This window comes from uncultured Eubacterium sp. (assembly GCF_934525195.1).
Lineage (GTDB): Bacteria > Bacillota > Clostridia > Oscillospirales > Acutalibacteraceae > Eubacterium_R.
Map to the genome: position 1 here is coordinate 201459 of NZ_CAKSZA010000001.1, position 21801 is coordinate 223259.

Genomic DNA, 21801 nt, shown 5'->3' on the forward strand with positions numbered 1-21801 from the left:
ATCACATCCTATTTAGATATTCACACAGAGCCTTAATCTTTGCGACATTATCGTTTATATCCTTTGACACATTTGTGGTGAGGTTGAAATCATAAATTTGATCCGCACACTCGCTGATGTCATTCAGGCATTTGGTAAGCTCCGAACTTTTCTTTGCAAAGCCAAGCTTGTTTTCCAAATCAATAAGAGTATTTTCTGCCCTTTTGATAGCGTCACGCACACCTTGACGGGTGATATTTTCGTTCTCTGCGATTTCTGACAAAGAGAGATCGTCGTTATAATAGAAGTCAATAAAACTTCTCTGCTTTTCTGTTAAGCATTCACCGTAAAAATCCAAAAGATACGAAATCTCAAGATTCTTAGCCATACGAACCCTCCCTGTAAAGTATTTTGCCTTTGTAAAGTATTTGTTCTTTACAGCAATGATATTATACATAAAGCACGCCACAATGTCAAGAGAAAATTTTTGTTTTTTATATTGCATTTAACGCTTTAATGTGCTAATATGTTAAAAGGTGATAATAATGAATGATTTATGGAAAAACAATTTGAGAAATATTGAACCGTACACACCGGGTGAGCAAAGCAAGGACAAGGACATTGTGAAGATTAACGCAAACGAAAATCCTTATCCCCCATCACCCAAAGCTGTTGAGGCTATGAAAAATTTTGACACGGACAAACTGCGATTTTATCCTCAAGCTGACAGTATGCCGTTGAAGCAGGCTATTGCAAATTTCTACGGTGTTGAAGCAAAAAATGTTTTTGTCGGCAACGGCTCGGACGATGTTTTGGCACTTGCGTTTCAGTCGTTTTTCAACAGCGACAAGCCTATTGCTTTCCCCGACATCACATACAGTTTTTATCCTGTTTGGTGCAGTCTTTTCAACATTGAATACACAAACCCGAAACTTGACGGGAATTTCAGAATCAACGCCGATGACTACAAGGCAGAAAACGGCGGAGTAGTTATTCCGAACCCAAACGCTCCGACTTCGCTCGGCGAGAGCACGGAATTTGTTGAGAAAATCCTCAACTTCAACCAAGACTGCGTTGTTATCATTGACGAGGCGTATTGTGATTTTGGCGGTGAAACAAGCGTACCGCTCACAAAGAAATACGAAAACCTGCTTGTTACGGGCACATTTTCAAAATCAAGAAGTCTTGCGGGAATAAGAATCGGTTTTGCAATCGGCAGTGAAACGCTGATAAACACCCTTGAAGCGGTGAAAAACAGCTACAATTCATACACGGTTGACGCACTTTCAATCGCAATGGGTGTTGAAGCAATGAACGATGTTGAATACTTCAACAAAACGGTTGCAATGATTAAAACGACAAGGCAGAGAGTTACCGATGAATTAAGGTCGCTCGGCTTTGAGGTGCTGGAGTCTCAAACAAACTTTATTATGGCAACGAATGACAAGCTCGACATCAAAGATATGTTTGAATATCTAAAGACGAAGAAGATATTTATCAGATACTTCAACCAGCCGAGAATAAACAAATATGTGCGTATAACCATTGGCACAGACGAAGAAATGGACAAATTCCTGCAAGGAGTTAAAGATTATATCGAGCAATAAAAAAGCCTCACGGATACAAAAGCGTATCCGTGAGACTTTTATTTATTCAATGTGCATATATCCGTCGCTGTCAAAATACAAATTAAGTCTTGCCGTTTGAATTTCTCCATCATTAAACTCAACTGTAAAAGTGATGGTATCTTTAATTTGTGTTAAATCAAAGTTTAAATCATTACCAATTGATTTATACAAATTGTCTGTAACTCCCCAAAACAGTTTATACCCTTTGTTTATCGGGTATTCAAAAGCCTTGATTGCTTGACTTATTTCCAATTCCTTGCCTGAAACCGAAATATTGTTGCCAATTATTTGTTTTCCGTATTTCTGTGACTTTGTTACATAATTAAAATACAGTTCTCCGTAGTCGCTTTCATTTTTTATTGTCATTTTTTTTACGACGGAATAATCATCAATATTTAATGCAATTGCGCCTCCTTGCAATATATTCACTCTTACCGTGGCTTCCCCTTTTACAGAATTAATAACGCTTCGCCCGGCTTGTATAACTCCACTATACCCTTGTTCTGACAACGCATCCAATTCTTTTTCAAGCTTTGCTTTATCGGAACTGTAAAGTTTTTCTGCATTTTCAAGTGCTTTTGTATCATTTATATCGGCAAAATGAATTGAACAAAACAAGCCTTGCTCATTCATATTACCTGCCTTAAGCTCACTTAAAGATTTATATTCTTCTCCGGCATATGCAACCATTATAGAAAGAGGATTACTGTTTTGAGAAACATTTGAAACGATTTTTGTTTGTTTATCGTTATCATTAAAAAATTGTGTTGCACCATAGCCTCCGCCAACTAAAACCGCAAGTGCCAATGTGGCAGAAACAATGCGTCTGAAAATTTGATTTTTTGAATATTTATTACTGCTTGTCATATCAAAAATCTTTTCCATACACTCATCAGACGGAGAAAGATTTGAGAATGTGCCCTTAAATTTTTCCTTATTGTTCATATATCCATTCATCTCCCAACTTAAGTTTCAATTTGTTTCTTGAGCGTTTAAGCAATGATTTTACCGTTGATTCTTTAATACCCGTTACCTTTGAAATATCGCTTATTGTCAAATCATCATAATAAAACAAAATCACGCACAAACGCTCTTTTTTATTGAGCGACATAACAGCATTGTATAAATCCACATTAAAATATTTATCAAATGTTGAAACATCGTAAACTTCTTCAATAGATTTATTTTGCCTGAATGACAGATTGAAAAAGTTTTTACAATCATTGACAAGCACCTTTGTAAGCCATTTATCAATTCCCAAATCATCATTAAATTCAATTTTACTTTTCCACAGCTTTAAAAATGTGTTTTGCAAAGCATCCTCGGCATCGTGTTTATTCTTTAAATACGAAAACGCTATGACAAACAACCTTTGACTGTTTCTTTTGACAGCATGTATAAACTTTTCTTCTGTCATCATTTCGCCTCCTCTCTGAAAGGCCCTTTCACTGTTATAACAGTTCAGAGCGCCAAAAAGTTGCAGACAATTATTATTTTTTGCCGTAATCGGCACAGCAAAATTTAGAAACGCCAAAAAGAATGTTTGGGAATATCGTAGGGGCGACCTGCGGTCGCCTCAGCGTGTCGAAAAAGTACTTTCAACACGCTGTAGGCTGTTGAGAAAGGTTCTGAATTTCGTTTTCTTGCGAAGGAAGATGTACGATGGTACCTCGACTGAGCAAAAAACGAAAAACACCAAAAATGCTGTAAGTTCGATACTTACAGCATTTTTAAACCCCACCGTCAACACTTCGTGTTGCCACCTCCCCTTTTAAAAAAGTGGAGGCATAATTCGGTTAAATATATTTTGGTGTGGTTCAGGGGCTTTATCAACAGTCTGGGGCGACCTGCGGTCGCCTAATTTCTTTTAACCCCTCAGTCGCACATAAAATGCGACAGCTCCCCTTTATAACATTAAAAGGGGAGCCTTAGTCGGTTAAAAATATTTTATTTTAGAAAAGTTGTGAACAAGAGAATGACAACAAGGATAACCGCAATCGAAACAAGAGCCTTGACAATTCTTGTTACGGCGTCAAAAGTATTCGTTGGGCAAAGTTGCATAATGATATACTTAAGCGGATTGTCCACCTTTCTGCCGACAATATCCTTATAACGCATATCATAGGTTTCAATATGACCGTCAGTGAAAAGGTCGATAACTCTTGTGCCTCTGTCCATACCCGGACCGTAAACATTGAAACCTGCGCCTTGAGTGTAGCCAACATCAACGCCGTTGATTTTACCGTTAAAGGAATTGTTGTGGTCGTGACCGAAGTAAATACCCTTTACATCGCCTTTTTCACACATTGCGTCAAATTCTCCGCTGTTAACCTGTGGGTCGGCAGGAGATTCTTTCATAAACGCTTCCTTGTTTACCCTATCCTTTTTGAGCACAAAATATTCGCCCTCGTGAGTTCTGAATCCTCTTACAGAGCCACGCTTTGTGAAATTAACCTTTTTGAGCAGGTCAAAGACCTCGCACACAGGAATATGCTGAATAACAACGCTCGGAACGACTTTGCCGAGTTTTTGCTCATAGCTGTCACGGATTGCTCGATACCAATCAATCTGATTTTCGTGCACACAGTCATATCCAACCTTGAGATTGCTGTGGCTGTCGATTGTATAAAGCAAGAACTTAACTTCATCGCCGTCCTTAATCTCGAAGCAATGGTTGCCGACTCCGTCAACACCGTCATCACTTTCACCGACAAAGCCCTCAAAGGTTTTGTAAATCTCGAACTGCTCCTCGTTAGTAAGTCCTACCTGTCTGTCGTGATTGCCAAAGCAGATTGCAAAAGGAATTTTGCGTTTTACAACAGGCTCAACAAGGATTGAGAGCACTTCTTTTACCTTATCGGCATCGCCCTTGAAGCTATGCTTGCCCCAAATTTGGTCACCGCTGTAAATAACCAAATCAGGCTGACTTCTGTCGAGAGAGGCTTCAATAAGTTTGATTGTATCTGAATTAACCTTTGCGCCCTCTTGAGTGTCGGCTATCATAAGGATTCTGAATTTTCCGTTATTAAACTTTAATATCATATAATCACCAAAAATAATAATAACATAAATAAAATTAAAGTGCAATTATATAGTCAAAAATTATGCTAATATGTCGGTTTTTTTGGAAAATTTGTTAAACTTAACAAAAAAGGCAACAATTTATTGAACACAAAAATTACCTGTGATATAATCATTTTGACAAAAAATAAACGAAGGGATACAAAATGAAATCGTTTTTTGAAAAAGTGAAAATATCACAGATGTCCGATTCGTTCATAACAGCAATATTTGTTGTGCTCTCTGGCGGATTTCAGGATGCCTACACATATATGTGCAGAGATGAGGTTTTTGCAAACGCTCAAACGGGAAACATTGTTTTGATGAGTTCACACCTCTTTCAGGGCGAATTCAAAAGTTGCGTTAAATATTTAATACCGTTGATATCATTTATGATAGGTACATATGTTGCGGAGCATGTGCATTACCATTTTAAATATCTTGAAAAAATACATTGGCGACAAATCATCATTCTTTGCGAAATTGTGCTTTTGTTTTCTGTCGGATTCATTTCACAAAAACACAACGCACTTGCAAATGCCCTTGTTTCATTTGTATGTGCAATGCAGGTGCAAACATTCCACAAGGTTCGCGGTCAGGTTTACGCATCCACAATGTGCATAGGAAATATGAGGAGTGCAATTGTTTCGCTGTTTGCATATTTTCAGTACAAGGATAAAAAAATCAGAGAAAAGGCAATCGTATATTTCAGCGTTATCGGCGTGTTTGCAATCGGTGCAGGTCTTGGCAGTATTATAACAAAGCAACTCGGTGTAAAGGCAATTTGGGTATGCTGTGCATTGCTGACAATCAGTTTCTTTATGATGTTCATTGATTTGGAACTCAACGAAAAACGAAACAGCAAGAACGGCAGAAAAAGCAAAGAGGAAATCAAGCAAAAAGAACCGAACACCAACCCGAAAAAGACAAACACACATATGGATTAAATATAAAAACGAGGTTCAAAAGAGCCTCGTTTTTGTTATACAAAACAACAATGCTTCCTCTAAACAGAGGAAGCAATTAATTTTATGCTTATTCACCGAGTTTTGCAAGTTCGTCACGAAATGATTCGGCAGAATCAAATTCCTTGTAAACCGACGCAAAACGAACATAGGCAACTTCGTCAATTTCTTTGAGCTTTTCCATAATAAGTTCACCGATACGAGATGAAGAAACCTCACGGTCAACCGATGACTGAAGCTGTGCCTCGATTTCATCAATCTTTTCATCAAGTTCCGCAACGGTAACCTTACGCTTTTCGCAAGCACGAAGCATACCCTTGAGAATTTTATTTCTGTCAAAGACTTCTCTTGACCTATCTTTTTTGATTACAATAACAGGAACATCCTCTATGGTTTCATAGGTGGTGAACCTTTTTGAACACTGAATACACTCTCTGCGGCGGCGAATACGCTCATTTTCGTCGGTCGGTCGAGAATCGATAACCTTGCTTTCGGTATAACCGCAAAACGGACATTTCATAGCATTTTCCTCCAATGCAACAGTTGTTTCTTATTGAACAATTGCTATTATACCACAACATATAGAAAAATGCAAGAAAAACAACAAATCTATATATAGTTTGTACTATGCTTTTTTGAGAGAGTTATCCTTGTTATTGTATATAAACATCCAAACTGCCATGGCAATGATGATTGTATAGCCCACTATAGATAGGGTGTCAGGCACTTGATGACCGAGGAAAAAGTAGCCTTCAATAGCAGTAAAGATGATATTTGAATAATCGAAAATTGAGATTTCGCTGCTCGGAGCAAAGCCGTATGCGGCGGTAATTCCGAACTGACCGCCTGCGGCACAAAGACCGACAAGCATAAGATACAAGAACTGTTTACCCGTCATTGGAGAATAATTAAAAATCAGATAAGGCGCTGTGACAGCAACCGAAAACAGTGAGAAGAAGAATACCGTAAATCTGCCGTTTTCGCCCTTATTTGCCATATGGCGAACGCAAGTATATGCCGCACCTGCACTGAGTCCGCCCACAAAACCGGCAATTGACGGCACAATCTCAATATTTGACATTGTAGGCTTGATAACGAACATTGCACCGACAAAGGCTACAATAATCGCAACTGCCTGTTTTGGCTTAACCTTTTCTTTAAGAAAAATTGCGGAGAACAGCAATGTGGCAAACGGCGAAAGTTTGTTGAGCATTGCCGCATCTGCCGTGTGTGCCATATGGGTTGTGGCATAAAAATTGCCGAACACTCCCAAAAGACCGACTCCCGAACGCAAAAAATGATATTTTAGGCATCCTTTGGTCGGTTTAAACGGTTCGTGATTTTTCAGCAAAACCGCCGAAGCGAAAAAAAGAGCAACAAGATTGCGGAAAAACACCTTTTGAGGGACAGGAACATCCCCCGAAAGATTGATAAATGAGCTCATTCCGCTGAAACATAATGCGGAAAAGAGTATACATAAAATTCCCTTTGTCTTGTTGCTTAACTTATTCATAATTTAATACTGTCCAAATACTGTTTGCTAAAGGCTAATTCATTCATAACATCATAGCCTTTTGAATAAATCTCTATCACATATCCACCTTTATAATCGGCATTGTTCATCATTTGGAACAAACGCTTGAAATCGAAAGTTCCTCTGCCCGGAGGCATACAATCGACCTCCGGGGTGTTGTCGCTCAAGTGAATATGTGTGATTTCATTTTTAAATTCATCGGCAACATAAAACGGGTCGTAGCCGCAACGAATAGCCTGTTTTACATCAAACACCATATGAAAATCATCGCCGAGATAATCTCTCATTCTTTTAAGGAAATCAACACTTTGACTTCTGAAGCGAACAACATTTTCCTGACAAACATTGACGCCCTCTTTTTTGCCGAGTTCAACAAGAGAAGCGAAGCGGTCGAAATAGAACTCCTCGCTCATATTTCTCTTTTGGACGGCAACCGACCCGTGAATAACAACATTCTTTGCACCGAGGAGAGCGGCAGCGTGAAAATGCTTTTGATACAGACCGATAAAATCGTCATATCTACGCTCATATTCGGCAAAAATGCAGTTACTTTCAAGTGCTGATGAAAACGGATGAACCGACAAAACCTTTGCTCCGTGGTCGTCCGCATTTTTGCGAAGTTGCTTTACAAACGGCTCCTCAAGCTCTGAAGAAGTGTTGAAAAACACCTCTGTTTGCTTGAAGCCGAGAGATAAAACATTATCAAGCGACTTCTCCGTTACCAACGGAAAGAAGCAGGATGATGAAGCACCTACTTGCATTAGCCCACCAACTTTTCTATTGCCGCAAGTTTTACGCTTGTGCAAAGGATTTGTGTTGCAAGGTCAAGTTCTGCAACAGGCGGAAGTGACGGAGCAATACGTATGTTGCTGTTGTTAGGGTCGTCACCATACGGATAAGTTGCGCCAACTGTTGTAAGAGTTACGCCTGCTTCCTTGCAAAGCTCGCCGACTCTCTTTGCGGTGCCGTTCATAACATCAAGGCTGATGAAATAGCCGCCCTTAGGGTCGAGCCATTCAGCGATACCCAAACCGCCGAGTTCGTTTTCAAGATGCTCGATAACCATATCAAACTTTGGCTTCAAAATAGCTGCATGCTTCTTCATATGAGCAAGAAGTCCGTCAACATTGCCAAAGAACTTTACATGGCGAAGCTGATTCATCTTGTCATAGCTGATTGTTTCGCAGTTAAGTCTTTTCTTGATTTGTGCAATATTTGCGTCACTTGCGGCAAGTGCAGAAACACCTGCGCCAGGGAAAGTCATCTTTGAAGTTGAGCAAACCTCAATTACCATATCCTCGTTATCGCCCAAAACATCAAAGATGTTGAGAAGTGTATCGCCCTCGTCCTTAATATCGTGAACGCAATATGCGTTATCCCAAACAATTCTAAAGTCCTTTGCAGCCGGCTTGAGAGAAGCAATACGGCGAACTGTGTCATCAGAGAAAGTGATGCCCTGTGGGTTTGAATACTTTGGCACGCAGAACATACCCTTTACTGCTTCGTCCTTTACAAGTTCTTCGATAACATCCATATCAGGACCTTCGCTTGTCATAGGAACATTAATCATTTTGATGCCGAAGTGCTCCAAAATTGTGAAGTGTCTGTCATAACCCGGAACAGGACAAAGGAATTTGACCTCGTCAAGTTTGCACCAAGGAGTTGAACCGAGAACACCCTCGCAGTAGCACTGGCAGATATAATCATACATAAGGTTCAAAGAAGCTGACGGACCGATGATGATATTCTTTGCTTCAACTCCGAGCAAATCAGCAAAAAGTTGCTTACAGCTCTTGATACCGTCAAGAAGTCCGTAGTTACGAACATCAAAACCGTCTTCTGTATAATCAATAGGCTTGAGCATATCCATTGAAAGGTCAAGTTGTTCCTTTGAAGGCTTACCTCTTGACATATCAAGATTAAGACCCATTGCCTTAAATTCATCAAACTTTTTAAGGAGAGTTTCTTTTTCTGCAAGAAGCTCCTCTTTTGTCATATTTCTGTATTCAGACATAAAAATTCCTCGCTATCATTAAATTACTGAAATATTTTATCACAAAATCAGACAACATTCAATATACCATAAATATAAAAGAGCACCCAAAATGCCTTGTTTTTTGGTAAATGTACCCATAAAAGTGCTATTGCATTTATGAATATTGTATGATAAAATATAAATATAATAAAATTTAAGGAGGAATTATCATGGCAGGTATGACTTATGAATCAATCGTAGCAGCTACCAGAACAAAATTCTACAACGCAGATGTTTCAAACGTACAAGGTACAATGGCTTTTCAGATTAACATTGAAGGCAAAGCAGTTAACGGCATTTTTTACATAGAAATAAAAGATGGACAGGTGCATGTTGAGCCGTATGAATATTATGACAGAAACGCTATTATTCACATCAACGGCACAAACTGGATTAAACTCATCAACGGCAAGCTCAACCCTGTTGTTGCATTCACAACCGGCAAGATTACTGTTGACGGCGACGTAAATGCAGCACTTGAGATGACAAAGTTCTTGGGCTAAAAAAATACAAACCTACTAAGGCTCCTCTTACTTGTAAGGGGAGCTGTCGCACTTTATGTGCGACTGAGGGGTTAAAAGGAATTAGGCGAACACAGTTCGCCCCAGCGTGTCGAAAAAGTGTTTTCGACACGCTGGAGGCTGTTGAGAAAGGTTCTGAATTTCATTTTCTTGCGAGTGGGAGCTGTACATAGGTACCGCCCCCGAGCAAAAAATGAAAAACGCCAAAAATGCTGTAAGTTCATTACTTCAGCATTTTTAAACCCCACCGTCAACACTTTGTGTTGCCACCTTTACTGCGTAGACGCCCCCTTTTGTCTGCATTGCAGACATTTCCCCCGATTAACGGGGGAATCACCTTGCTTCAAGTGGAGGCAAATTTAGTTATCTTTTGGCGTGGTTCAGGGGCTTTATCGACAGTCTGAGGCGAACACAGTTCGCCCCTACGATATTTTGAACAACAATAAGACAATACATTCCGCAAACCACATCGAAAAATCGGTGTGGTTTTTTCGGTTGTAACACTTCCGTGCGATTTTCATAGTATGAGTTAGAAAACACGAAAGGAGGTCGCACAATGGGTTGTTGCAATAATTGCGGATGCGGTAATTCTTCTTGGGTAATTATCCTTATCATCATCCTTCTTTTATGTGGCGGTTTCAACAACAACGACTGCGGTTGCGGTTGTAACTAACTGCTGAGTACACAAAGAGGCTACGGAAATCCGTAGCCTCGATTTTATTTTTTCTTTAGTTTTAACAACAAGGTAATTATAGTTAACATAATTATTCCGACGAGCATATAGAGCACATACAAAAACCACGGTGATGAAGTGGCAAAAATAGCTGTTGGTGCGTCTGCATAACCGATTATATTATCGGGAACGGACATTCTTTTTGTCAACACAGTCAAAATCACAGATAATATCAGCAACATTCCGCCGACAACGGAAAGAATTACGATTGCCGTTTTTTCTTTTGACTTATTCGGTTCTGTTTGTTCTGCCGAAAGTTCATCCGATTTATTTGAAATCAATTCATCTAATGATATTCCGTACAAATCACAAATTGCCATAAGATTTGCTGTACTCGGTTTTGAAGCATTATTTTCCCACTTTGCAACCGCTTGTCGTGACACATTGAGTTCAAACGCCACGGTTTCCTGTGACAAATGTTTTTCTGTACGAAGCTGTTTTAAACGCTGACCCAAATCCATATAATGCCCTCCGTTTCATACAATAATTATATCAACAATCTGTATGGATTTCCAGCAATTATTTGTCAACTTTAGGTTGCACAAACGATTTTTCTATATAAAAAACACCTTGAATTAAAATCCAAGGTGTTTTATTGAATAAGTTTGTTTATGAAGCAAGTGCTCCGACAAGCATCATATAGTCGCCGATTTGAACGCCGAACTCAGGGCCGCCGTCCATAATGAGTTGCTTTTCAGCAGTCATTTTGAACATATCGCCTGTGCCGAGAAGAATCATAAGAGCAGATTTTGGGCAGTCGAACTTCATATTGAAGAACGGCTTTGCTCTCTTGTACTCGCCTCTGCCGGCTCTTGACTTGCCTGCCTTGATACGAATATACGCTGTACATTCAGGATGGCCGATAACCTCCCATTGATAGCAACGGTCAGGTGATTTAAGTGCCCATTCGTGAATGTCAGGATGTCCGAGCTTATTAAGCTGTGAGATACCCGATGAAAGCAAGTAGAAATAGAGCTTGCAAAGAAGAACTGCGGTTGGTTCATCAACGCTGTCAGGGTCCTTGATGCCCAAAAGTGATGACATCTTGAGGAGAACCTGCATAAACTTCAAGAACTTGCCGAAATTCTTAATTCTCAAAGCAGGGAGAAGGTTTGCAACCTTGCCCTTCATAAATTCATTCATCTTTTCCATTGACGGAAAAGCAAGCTCTGCATCAATCTTCTTCTGTCCGAGATATTCACCGAGCTTAACAGTCCATTCACCGTTTTCGATAATAAAGTGAACAGCCTCAACATCTTCCGCATTTACCCTTGCGGAAACTTGATAAATTGCATCCACGCCCTCAAACTTCTTTTTGAGTTCGGGAACATCGGTAGCAATAGTCTTTAAGAGTGGCATTGCGCCCGCCATAAAGACTTTATTTGTATAGCGAACCTCATCGCTTGGCATAATAATACACTCCTTTCGGTTAGATAACAATTGAGATTGGTAAAAATTCCTTAGAACTCATCATCCCAAGCATCGTCTGCCTCAAAGTCAGCGTGCATCATTTCCTGAATTGTTTCTGCGATACCGTTTGCATCAATCTTTGCCATAGCAAGAAGGTCTTCCTGCAAGCCGATTGTTGAGAATGCGTCCTGGTGACCGAGCATCTTGAATGCACAAGCCTTACCTGAAGAAGCAACAACCTCTGCAACAGCTGAGCCCAAACCACCCATAACTTCGTGGTCCTCAACAGTGATGATACGGCGAGTATCCGAAATTGCTGAAAGAACAGCTTCTTTGTCAATAGGCTTGATTGTGTGCATATTAAGAACACGAACTGAAAGACCGCCGTCTGATGCAGCGATACGAGCAGCCTGCATAGCCTCAAATACGCAAGAACCGCATGCGATAACAGTGATGTCTGTACCTTCGTTCATTACAGTAGCTTTATCCCAAACGAAGTCGCAGTCTTCAGGGCTCTTATAAATAACCTGGTCGAAACCTCTGTTGATACGAATATAAACAGGGCCTTCAATATCGTATGCAGCCTTAACTGCATTGTAAGTTTCTGCACCGTCACAAGGGCAAATAACAGTCATATGAGGCAAAGTTCTCATACAAGCCATATCAATAAGAGCATGGTGAGTTGAGCCTGCCTGACCGAATGATGTACCTGCGTGAGTTGCAATCATCTTTACAGGAACATTTTGATAGCAAATGTCTGTATGGATTTGGTCAAGAGATCTTGCTGCGGTGAAAATAGCAAATGTTGAAGCAAAAGGAATCAATCCGTTTTTAGCCATACCTGCTGCTACACCGAACATATTTTGCTCTGCGATACCTACATTGAAGAATCTGTCCGGGAACTTTTCACCGAACATTCCGATTTTTGTTGATTTTGCAAGGTCGGCTGTAAGAGCGACAACATCCTTATGTTCTTCACCGAGCTCACAAAGAGCGATACCGTAGCATTCTGCTGTTGACAGCTTTGTTGTATCTGTCATTGTATAAGACATACCACCCATATCTTACGCCTCCTTTTCTGCACGAGCACAACGCTCTGCCAAATATTTATCAAGTGATGCATATGCTTTTGCAAGTTTTTCGTCATCAAGTGAACCGTAGTGCCACTTGTAGTCATCCTGCATAAAGTCAACGCCGGCACCCTTAAATGTGTCCATAATAATAGCTGTCGGCTTGTCACCGCCATCCTGATGATTCTTGATAGCAGCTTCGATAGCGTCGTTGAGTTCCTTCATATTGTGACCGTCAACACGGAAAACATTGAATCCGAAAGCCTCGAACTTCTTATCAAGAGGTTCAACCTTCATTTCATCATCAACACGACCGTCAATCATACACTTGTTGTTATCGACAAAAACAACAACATTTGAAAGTTTGAACTGTGCGGCACTCATAGCAGCTTCCCAGTTTGAACCTTCGTTGAGCTCGCCGTCACCGGTAAGAACATAGTTCATATAGTCAATGCCGTTTACTCTGCCTGCAAGTGCAAAACCTACTGCAAGTGAAAGACCGTGACCGAGAGAACCTGTTGAACAGTCTACACCTCTAACCTTGTTGCAGTCCATATGCATACCGATTTTTGCACCGGTGAGGTTAAAGATTTTAAGCTCTTCTTCAGGCATAAAGCCGAGGTCAACAAGAACAGGACCATAGCCTACAGCACAGTGACCCTTTGAAAGGACAAATCTGTCTCTGTCAGGCATATCCGGATTGTTAACATCGAACTTCATAAAGCGATGGTAAAGAATTGTCATACAATCCATCGCAGACAGTGAACCGCCTACGTGTCCCGAACCGCCCCATACAGCGGTCTGCAAACAGTAGCGTCTTAAAAAGTCAGCCTTTTTTTCAAGGCGGAGCCATTCTTCTTTATCGAATGGCACATAATTTGCTGGCATAAAAATACCCCTTTCTTTTATTAAAATAATTTACTCCAAAAATTATTTAATTCAAATTATTTAAGACCTAACTCCGGGTGTCTTGCGGCAACAACGCCGAAAGCATCTTCCGCAATATCAACTGCAAGCTTGATGTCCTCGTCTGTTACGGCAGCGTTCATAAAGTGGTTGTGGTGAGAAGCGAGGAACAAGCCTCTGCTTACACATTCGGCAATCCACTCCTGATGAAGCATAAGGCTGTCATCATTTGCAATACGGAGATAGAAGAGTGCAGGCTCACCCGAAACTTTAAGGTTGAAGCCGTGTTCCTTACCTGCGGCAACAAGGCCGTCACAAAGGAGAGTACCCTTTTCTCTGAACATCTTAGGTGTGTCAAGTCTCTTCATCTTTGGAATACAAGCAAGACAAGCGGCAAATGGCTCAGCGCTCATCCAATAAGAGCCTGTATATACAACAGAAGAAGCTGTATTTTTCATATGTTCCTGACCGCATACGGCAGACATATTGTAGCCGTTTGCAAGTGCTTTACAGAAGCAAATAAGGTCTGCCTTAAAGCCATAGTAATGGTCGGAACCTGCAAGGTCAAGACGGAAGCCTGTACGAACATCATCAATGATAAGAACCATACCGTGATCGTCGCAGAACTTACGAACCTTTGCCCACTGCTCTTTGGTTGCAGTTGTGTTATCAAAGAAGTTACCGTGGTCGTATGGCTGTGCGATAAGACCTGCGAAATCGCCGTTTGCCTCATCATATGCCTTTTGCATAGCGTCCATATCAAACCAAGGAACAACAACATTGTTTTCTACTTCTTCAGGGAGGATACCGGGATAGTCAGCCTTTTGAGCCCACTGGAAGTCACCATGATAGTAACCCTTGAAGAACATCATCTTCTTTTTGCCTGTATGTGCTCTTGCACACATTACAGAGAAAGTTGTTGCGTCAGAGCCGTTCTTCATAAAGAAAGCCCAATCTGCTGTTGCAACAGTGTCCTTGAGGAGCTCGGCACACTCAACCATCTTGTATGAAGGTGAAGTTGTGCAGTTGCCCTGCTTGAGCTGTTCCATAGCGGCAGCGTCTACATCATCATCGCAATAGCCGAGAACATTCGGACCGTATGCGCACATAAAGTCAAGATACTTATTGCCGTCAACATCCCAAAAATATGTACCCTTTGCATGATCTGACATCAAAGGCCATTTTGTGATTGGGAGGAACAAGCCTTCAGACGGACCGAGGTGACCGTAAACACCTGAAGGAATTGCGTTGAGGGCTCTGTTGAACCACTCTTGTGATTTTTCGTGTTTATATTCAGGGAATTTGCTCATTATACCGTGTCCTCCTTAGCCCAAATATACAGCAACTCTGTCAAGAATTCTGTTGATATTGTCAATCATATTAATCATACCGCACATATAGATATTGCCTGCACAAAGCTCTGCCATTGTTGATGCAGTGCCGTTGAAGAGTGCATTTGCAAGTTCTACAGTCTTAAACTCCATTACCGCTCTCGGAGTGTCAGGCTTTTCCTTAATGAGTTCAAGATGATGATCTCTTGCTCTGATTGTTACATAGCAAGCGTCTGTGATGCCCATCTGAATGTCGCCGTCAGGAATGTATGAAGCAGAAAGCTTGCTGATTGAATCTGTGTTGCCCAATGCACAAATAGCGCCGCCGATTGTGTACATTGTGAGGATAGTTGACTTTCTGAAGAAATCCTTATCCTTCAAATCTTCTTCACTTGGCATAAGATACTTTGTCAAAATATTTGTAAGCTTTGTGAAAGGACCCATAAGAAATGACAAAACCTGTGCAATATTCTTTGCAGGAATACCCGGCTTGCTGTCATCAATAAGAGCATTAAACTTTTCAGGAGATGCAAATTTCATCTTGCAAGTGCAACCATAGTCACCCTCTGTCATTTTGCATCCATCTTGTGTAAAATGATAAGTTACACAAGGACCGTCCGTAACATCAAAGCATAATGAAACAGGCTTTTTGAGTCCTCGGCAAACTGCTTTTGCTTCATCAACCATATCGCAAAGATTCTCTAATGTTGCGAGAACACCGTACGCGTTGACAAATGCCATTGATTTTGCTTCTTTCAAAACAATTCCTCCTTAATTCCGTCGTTGTTAAAAATTAACATACGAATGCCTAATATACATTGAAATTATAGCATAAGTCACAATTTTTAGCAACAAAATATATTAAATAAATGTAAACTAAATCAAATTTATACATTTATCACAAAATATGGCACAACTTTTTGTGCCGTTCTAATATTATACTTTGAAATTATAACTTGACAAATAAATATCAAACTCAATATCGACAAAAAATAATCGGATAACAACAAGATTATCCGATTAAACTTCACTAATTTATAAACGCAAACACACCGGCAGTAAGACCGCTAAGTCCCATAAGTACTGCCAATACAATGGCTGTTATTTTTACCCAAGCTCTGTTCATAGTTTTTCCTCTTATTCCATAAATTTGCCGGCTGCCTCAACCAAAGCGTCTGCAAGAGTGTGAGCACTGTTTTTATCTGTGCCGATTGCAGTGATGTATGCCTTGATTTTCGGTTCTGTGCCTGACGGTCTGACAATAACCTTATTGCCATCGGTAAGGTCAAACGCAATAACATTTGATTTTGGCAAATCAATAGTCTTTGACGGAGAACCGTCTGCATAAGTGACGGTTGAACTTTCGTAATCAGATACGGCTGTAACTGCCATACCTGCAATTTCCTTTGGTGAATTTATGCGGAGAGTGTTCATAATAGACGCCATTTTGTCCATACCTGCCGCACCCTCAAAGGTGTATGACTCAACAACATTTGCATAGTAGCCGAACTCGTCATAAAGAGAATTCATAACATCAACAAGGTTCATATTCTTTGTTTTGTAATAAGCTGCCATTTCGCAAATAAGCATTGAAGCAACAACTGCGTCCTTATCTCTTGCATGAGTGCCTGCAAGGTAGCCGTAGCTTTCTTCAAAGCCCATAACGAAGTCGCTTGCTCTGCCCTCTGCCTCAAGATTTGTGATAAGCTCGCCTATATACTTAAATCCTGTTAGAAGATTCTTAAATGTGCAATTATACTTCTTAGCAATAACCTCTGCAAGGTCGGTTGAAACAAAAGATTTTACGGCAATCGCAGAATCAGGCAACGTGCCCTTTGCCTTACGCTCCGAAAGAATGTAATTGAGGAGCATTGCGCCAACTTCGTTACCGCTCAAAAGAACAGGCTCGCCCTTATCATCGGGAACGGCAATGCCCACTCTGTCGCAGTCAGGGTCGGTTGCAAGAAGCAAATCTGCCTTGATAGTCTTGTTCATTTCAAGTCCAAGTTCAAACACCTGCTTGATTTCCGGATTTGGGAACGGACAAGTCGGGAAGTTGCCGTCAGGATTTTCCTGCTCGGGAACAACATAAACATTCTTAACACCGATTCTGTCGAGAATTTCACGAACCGGCTTGTTGCCCGTGCCGTTAAGCGGAGTGTAAATAACCTTTAAATCGGCGTTCTTTACAATATCGGGATTGATGCATTGCTTTTGAACCTCGTCAAGGAACAATTCGATTACATCCTTGCCGATAAACTCGATTGTGCCATCGGCAACAGCCTTATCAAAATCAACCTTTTTGATGCCTGTAAAGTAATCCACCTTTTGAATGAACTCGTATGTTTCCGACGCTTCTTCATCGGTCATTTGATAGCCCTTTGGATTATAGCACTTATAGCCGTTATACTTTGCAGGGTTGTGCGAAGCGGTGAGAATGATACCGCTTGATGTGTGGAAGTGGCGGATTGCGAACGAAAGGCAAGGAGTCGGCTCAAGCTCGTCATAAATATAAACCTTGATGCCGTTTGCAGCCAAAATGCTTGCAGCCTCTTTGCTGAAATATTCTGATTTAATTCTGCTGTCGTAGCCGATTGCAACGGACGGTGACTCGTAGTGTGCGTTGAGAAAATCCGCAAGTCCCTGTGTTGCTCTGCCGACTGTGTAAATATTCATTCTGTTTGTGCCTGCTCCGATTACACCACGAAGTCCGGCAGTACCAAATTCGAGTGAACGATAGAATCTATCCAAAATCTCATCGTCATTGCCCTTTATGCTTTCAAGTTCTGCCGTAAGGTCAGGGTCGCCTGTTGCCTTTTGCAACCACTCGTTATATAAAGCGTTAATGTCCATAAGAAACTCCTTAATCAATTAATGTTTATTTGAAAATTCAAGTTTATTTTAAACTTATTATTTTGTATTGTCAATATTTCAAATATAATGTATAATATTTATTAACAATTTATTTGCAGGTGATGAAATGAAAAAGAGAATTGCATTGTGGGACAACCTGAAATTCCTACTTATCATATTGGTTGTAATAGGGCATTTTGCACAACAGCTGAGAGATAACAACGAGATTTTGCAGAGAATATATGTGCTGATATACTCTTTCCATATGCCGGCTTTTATTTTTGTGACAGGATTGTTTTCAAAAAGAGCCGTGAATGAAAAAGACATCAAAAAAATATTGCCGTACTTAACTTGCTTTTTTGCAACAGCGGTTACACTCTTTTTGACGACCTCGGCACTTGGCTGGGAATCAAAATTCGAACTGTTCAATCCTGGCGGATTGCCGTGGTACTTGATGTCGATGTTCATTATGTTCATGATTACAATGCTGTTGAAAGATTATAAACCGCAACACATATTTATATTGTCATTGTTTATAGGCGTTATGTGCGGATTTGTACAAGCAGAAGATCCCGACTTCTTCACTTGGATGCGAACCCTCATATTCTATCCGTTTTTCTACCTCGGCTATTGCCTTGACAGCGAAAAAATCGAAAAAGCAACAAACAAAATCTATTTGAAAATCATCGCCGTCGTGTTTTTTGTGACGATGTACATACTCATTTTTTCATATCCGAAAGAGGCAAGAACGCTCAGCCAGCTCAACACGGCAAGGCATTTTTATTCGGAATTGGGACGATTTGAACCTCTCGGATGGCTGTACAGAATTATGTGCTACGCAATAGGATTTGCGGCGATATTCCTGCTGATAAGCCTGCTTCCGAGAAAAAATATTTCGGCTTTCACAAAATATGGAGGACGAACACTCGGAATATATATGTTCCATTATGTCATTATATATATATTATTATATGTACTCAATATCCAAGATATATTCAAATCCGTTTTTCCAAACAGCTGGGCATATCTAATCATCCCTGTTGCAATACTGACAGCGTATTTCTGTGGCAATCCGCTGTTCAATCAAGTATCGCAAAAGCTGTTTTCACGCAAAGGAAAACTGAAAGGATAAGCTATGTTTGCTAAAGTAAAAAGTGAAGGACTTTTGGGAATAGAAAGCTACGATGTTGAGGTTGAAGCTGACCTCAGTTCGGGCATGCCTAGATTTGACCTTGTCGGCTTGCCCGACACGGCGGTTAAAGAAAGCCGTGAGCGTGTGAGAGCGTCAATCAAAAACTGCGGTTTTGACTTCCCTGTTTCAAGAATAACGGTTAACATTGCCCCTGCCGACATCAAAAAAGCGGGTGCCGTATACGACCTGCCGATACTCGTTTCAATATCAAAGGCAAGCGGTCAAATCAAGGCAAACTTAGATGATTTTGCATTTATCGGTGAGTTGTCGCTTGACGGTGAAATTCGCAAGGCGAACGGCGTTTTGCCAATGGTTTTGCGTGCAAAAGAAAAAGGGCTGAGCGGAATATTTGTGCCATACCAAAACTCGTTTGAGGCAAGTGTTGTAAACGGCATTGACATTTTTCCCGCAAGGAGCATAAAAGAAATTGTTTCTCACCTTGATTTCGGCAAGCTGATTGAACCTGTTTCGCACGATATAAGCGAGGAGGACACGCTCACGGAACAACTTGATTTTGCCGATGTCAGAGGTCAGGAAGCCGCAAAAAGAGCTATCGAAATTGCTGCGGCAGGCTCACACAACTTGATTATGATTGGTCCTCCGGGCACGGGAAAATCAATGCTTGCAAAGAGAATCGGCTCGATTTTGCCCGATATGACATTTGACGAAAAAATCGAAACAACGGCAATTTATTCCGTTGCGGGATTGTTGCCCGAAGATGTAAAATTAATATCAAAGCGACCATTCAGGAGTCCTCACCACACAATCTCTGCACAAGGCTTGACGGGCGGCGGAACAAACCTCAGACCGGGCGAATTGTCGCTTGCACACAACGGCGTACTGTTTATGGACGAGTTTCCCGAATTCGACAGACGAACAAAGGAATCGCTCAGGCAACCGCTTGAAGATTCAAGGGTTACAATCAGCCGTGCAGGAGGTTCTGTAAGTTATCCCGCAAACCTGATGGTTGTTGCCGCTATGAACCCTTGCCCTTGCGGTTATCTCGGTCATCCGACAACGCCGTGCAAATGCACAGACGGAGCAAAGAGAAAATATCAAAACAAGATTTCAGGGCCGCTCCTTGACAGAATGGATATCCACATTGAAGTGCAAAACGTTGAATACGAAACCATTTCAAGCAAGGAAAAAGCCGAAAGTTCGGCAGAAATCAAAAAGCGTGTTGACAAGGCAAGAGCCATTCAGCAAAAGAGATTTGAGGGCACGGAAATCAGTTGCAACGCAAAGATGACGCCGTCTGCAACTCAAAAATATTGCACCATGTCACCGCAGGCAAATGCAATGATGAAAAACAGTTTTGAAAAACTCGGAATGTCGGGCAGAGCATACGACAAAATTTTGAGAGTGGCAAGAACGATAGCCGACCTTGACGACAGCGAAAACATTGAAGTTCAGCATATCGCCGAGGCATTGCAATACAGAGCACTCGACAGAAAATATTGGGGATTATAAACAACAAAAGGACGGAGAAATCAATCTCTGTCCTTTATTATATTTCTGTTTTTAAACACTTCAAGTGTGCGTTTGATTTGGTCATCGAAAAATCGTTGTTCCACGGCGGTCAATTCATCGGGTGAAATTTCACCGATATTCTGCACCTTGTTTGCGCCGTGAAAATCGGAGCCTGCCGTGAAGATAATATTAAGATTGTCATATTTTTTGCATCTGTCAATTATCTGCCGGCGGAAGTCGGCATTTTGCTTGTAATGCCACAATTCAACACCCACCGTATCGGTTGCTTTTGCCGTGATTGTTGCAATCTCATCTATTTCTTCATCAGTAAATCCATATTCAACAAAATGGGCAATACTCGGCAATCCGCCACACCCCACAACAGCATACAAACCCTCCTCAAAAGTCATTTCCCTACGCTTGACAAAATACTTTGACTTGGTGTTGATTATGGTTTTGAACGCATTGCTCACGGACTCTGTGATGCCTTTATCCGTCAGATACCTTGCAATATGAACACGGTTGATAAAGCCGTCACCGTTGAGCATTGACAAAAACTCATCATAATTCACATCATAATCAACAGAAAGATTATCAATCATCTGCCTAACCTGAACAGCCTTTGACTCCGCTTCCCTGTCAAGAAGTGCCCTCAACGGAGCAAATTTTTCGCTGTTGAAATCGCTGTTCACATTGAAATATCCGAGCAAATGGAGCTTTTTGCCGTTATGCTTTGTTGACAGTTCAATGCCTGCAATTTTGCGTGGCAATTCATCAGCCATTTCTTTTAAAACACCGACACTTTGAAAATTGTTGTGGTCGGTTACAGCTATATACTCAAAATCATTTTTCTTTGCAAAATCAACAATTTGAGGCACGGTAAATGTGCCGTCGGAAAAAGTTGAATGCATATGCAAATCAATCTTCAAAATATCACCGCAAATAATAAAATTCCTTAGTAGTTTTACAGAAAAAACAAACTTTACACAAAACGATTTTATATTATCCACAAAACAAAGTCAAGAAATTATGCCATATTTTGGCTATGTTTTGCACTCAACTTTCTTGACAAGGAGAATAAAAGGTTTATAATATAACTATTACTATAACCACG

General features: G+C 40.8%; 21 protein-coding genes. 5 read left to right on the top strand and 16 right to left on the bottom strand.

Going from position 1 to position 21801, the window contains the following annotated elements:
* Position 1 precedes the first annotated feature (1 nt).
* On the bottom strand, positions 2-367 hold the full coding sequence (gene ylxM, locus Q0E03_RS00940; protein ID WP_078768558.1) for a YlxM family DNA-binding protein: 366 nt from the start codon (positions 365-367) through the stop codon (positions 2-4).
* A gap of 157 nt (positions 368-524) precedes the next feature.
* Here ylxM and hisC point away from each other — a divergent pair, with 157 nt between their 5' ends.
* Entirely contained in the window at positions 525-1586 is a 1062-nt protein-coding gene (gene hisC / locus Q0E03_RS00945) for a histidinol-phosphate transaminase (RefSeq protein ID WP_297128309.1), read from the top strand.
* A 42-nt stretch (positions 1587-1628) separates the two neighbouring features.
* On the opposite strand, the gene Q0E03_RS00950 is transcribed toward hisC, so the two are convergent.
* The 3 genes from Q0E03_RS00950 to Q0E03_RS00960 form a co-directional block, all read right to left on the bottom strand.
* Positions 1629-2552, bottom strand: coding sequence for a hypothetical protein (locus Q0E03_RS00950; RefSeq protein WP_297128312.1), 924 nt, complete (start codon positions 2550-2552; stop codon positions 1629-1631).
* Positions 2542-3027: an RNA polymerase sigma factor gene (locus tag Q0E03_RS00955; protein ID WP_273471683.1), complete on the bottom strand. Its 486-nt coding sequence runs from the start codon at positions 3025-3027 to the stop codon at positions 2542-2544. The genes Q0E03_RS00950 and Q0E03_RS00955 overlap by 11 nt, the downstream gene beginning before the upstream one ends.
* Before the next feature lie 527 nt (positions 3028-3554).
* Entirely contained in the window at positions 3555-4649 is a 1095-nt protein-coding gene (locus tag Q0E03_RS00960; RefSeq protein WP_297128316.1) for a metallophosphoesterase family protein, read from the bottom strand.
* A gap of 185 nt (positions 4650-4834) precedes the next feature.
* Between Q0E03_RS00960 and Q0E03_RS00965 the strand changes: the two genes are divergently transcribed.
* Complete coding sequence (locus Q0E03_RS00965) at positions 4835-5614, top strand: YoaK family protein (RefSeq protein WP_297128319.1); 780 nt, start codon at positions 4835-4837, stop codon at positions 5612-5614.
* Between the two features lie 88 nt (positions 5615-5702).
* Here Q0E03_RS00965 and nrdR read toward each other — a convergent pair whose 3' ends face one another.
* From nrdR to Q0E03_RS00985, 4 genes are all read right to left on the bottom strand, one after another.
* Positions 5703-6152 carry a transcriptional regulator NrdR gene (gene nrdR / locus Q0E03_RS00970; RefSeq protein ID WP_078768555.1) on the bottom strand — a complete coding sequence of 150 codons (450 nt, stop codon included), beginning with the start codon at positions 6150-6152 and terminating at the stop codon, positions 5703-5705.
* Positions 6153-6257: 105 nt separating this feature from the next.
* Positions 6258-7145: a DMT family transporter gene (locus Q0E03_RS00975; RefSeq protein ID WP_297128321.1), complete on the bottom strand. Its 888-nt coding sequence runs from the start codon at positions 7143-7145 to the stop codon at positions 6258-6260.
* Positions 7142-7927 (bottom strand): sugar phosphate isomerase/epimerase, encoded by a 786-nt coding sequence (locus Q0E03_RS00980; protein WP_297128324.1) that lies wholly within the window; start codon positions 7925-7927, stop codon positions 7142-7144. The genes Q0E03_RS00975 and Q0E03_RS00980 overlap by 4 nt, the downstream gene beginning before the upstream one ends.
* Positions 7927-9180 carry an aminotransferase class I/II-fold pyridoxal phosphate-dependent enzyme gene (locus Q0E03_RS00985; RefSeq protein WP_297128326.1) on the bottom strand — a complete coding sequence of 418 codons (1254 nt, stop codon included), beginning with the start codon at positions 9178-9180 and terminating at the stop codon, positions 7927-7929. The genes Q0E03_RS00980 and Q0E03_RS00985 overlap by 1 nt, the downstream gene beginning before the upstream one ends.
* Positions 9181-9371: 191 nt before the next feature.
* Here Q0E03_RS00985 and Q0E03_RS00990 point away from each other — a divergent pair, with 191 nt between their 5' ends.
* Entirely contained in the window at positions 9372-9704 is a 333-nt protein-coding gene (locus Q0E03_RS00990) for an SCP2 sterol-binding domain-containing protein (RefSeq protein WP_297128329.1), read from the top strand.
* Between the two features lie 735 nt (positions 9705-10439).
* On the opposite strand, the gene Q0E03_RS00995 is transcribed toward Q0E03_RS00990, so the two are convergent.
* From Q0E03_RS00995 to Q0E03_RS01025, 7 genes are all read right to left on the bottom strand, one after another.
* A complete protein-coding gene (locus Q0E03_RS00995; protein ID WP_297128332.1) occupies positions 10440-10916 on the bottom strand; it encodes a helix-turn-helix domain-containing protein in 477 nt (158 codons plus the stop codon).
* 148 nt (positions 10917-11064) lie between these two features.
* Positions 11065-11865, bottom strand: coding sequence for a hypothetical protein (locus Q0E03_RS01000; protein WP_297128335.1), 801 nt, complete (start codon positions 11863-11865; stop codon positions 11065-11067).
* Between the two features lie 50 nt (positions 11866-11915).
* Positions 11916-12926: a transketolase family protein gene (locus Q0E03_RS01005; protein ID WP_288527188.1), complete on the bottom strand. Its 1011-nt coding sequence runs from the start codon at positions 12924-12926 to the stop codon at positions 11916-11918.
* A 3-nt stretch (positions 12927-12929) separates the two neighbouring features.
* Positions 12930-13823 carry a transketolase gene (locus Q0E03_RS01010; protein WP_297128340.1) on the bottom strand — a complete coding sequence of 298 codons (894 nt, stop codon included), beginning with the start codon at positions 13821-13823 and terminating at the stop codon, positions 12930-12932.
* Positions 13824-13879: 56 nt separating this feature from the next.
* Positions 13880-15151, bottom strand: coding sequence for an aminotransferase class III-fold pyridoxal phosphate-dependent enzyme (locus Q0E03_RS01015; RefSeq protein ID WP_297128343.1), 1272 nt, complete (start codon positions 15149-15151; stop codon positions 13880-13882).
* A gap of 15 nt (positions 15152-15166) precedes the next feature.
* Complete coding sequence (locus Q0E03_RS01020; protein WP_078768547.1) at positions 15167-15931, bottom strand: hypothetical protein; 765 nt, start codon at positions 15929-15931, stop codon at positions 15167-15169.
* Between the two features lie 378 nt (positions 15932-16309).
* Complete coding sequence (locus Q0E03_RS01025; protein ID WP_297128346.1) at positions 16310-18025, bottom strand: phospho-sugar mutase; 1716 nt, start codon at positions 18023-18025, stop codon at positions 16310-16312.
* 127 nt (positions 18026-18152) lie between these two features.
* On the opposite strand from Q0E03_RS01025, the gene Q0E03_RS01030 reads away from it, so the two are divergent.
* Both Q0E03_RS01030 and Q0E03_RS01035 read left to right on the top strand, forming a co-directional pair.
* On the top strand, positions 18153-19157 hold the full coding sequence (locus Q0E03_RS01030) for an acyltransferase family protein (protein ID WP_297128350.1): 1005 nt from the start codon (positions 18153-18155) through the stop codon (positions 19155-19157).
* 3 nt (positions 19158-19160) lie between these two features.
* A complete protein-coding gene (locus Q0E03_RS01035; protein ID WP_297128353.1) occupies positions 19161-20687 on the top strand; it encodes a YifB family Mg chelatase-like AAA ATPase in 1527 nt (508 codons plus the stop codon).
* A gap of 20 nt (positions 20688-20707) precedes the next feature.
* Here the strand turns inward: Q0E03_RS01035 and Q0E03_RS01040 are convergent, their stop codons facing one another.
* Positions 20708-21616, bottom strand: a complete 909-nt coding sequence (locus Q0E03_RS01040) for a PHP domain-containing protein (protein WP_297128356.1) — start codon at positions 21614-21616, stop codon at positions 20708-20710.
* Positions 21617-21801 lie beyond the last annotated feature (185 nt).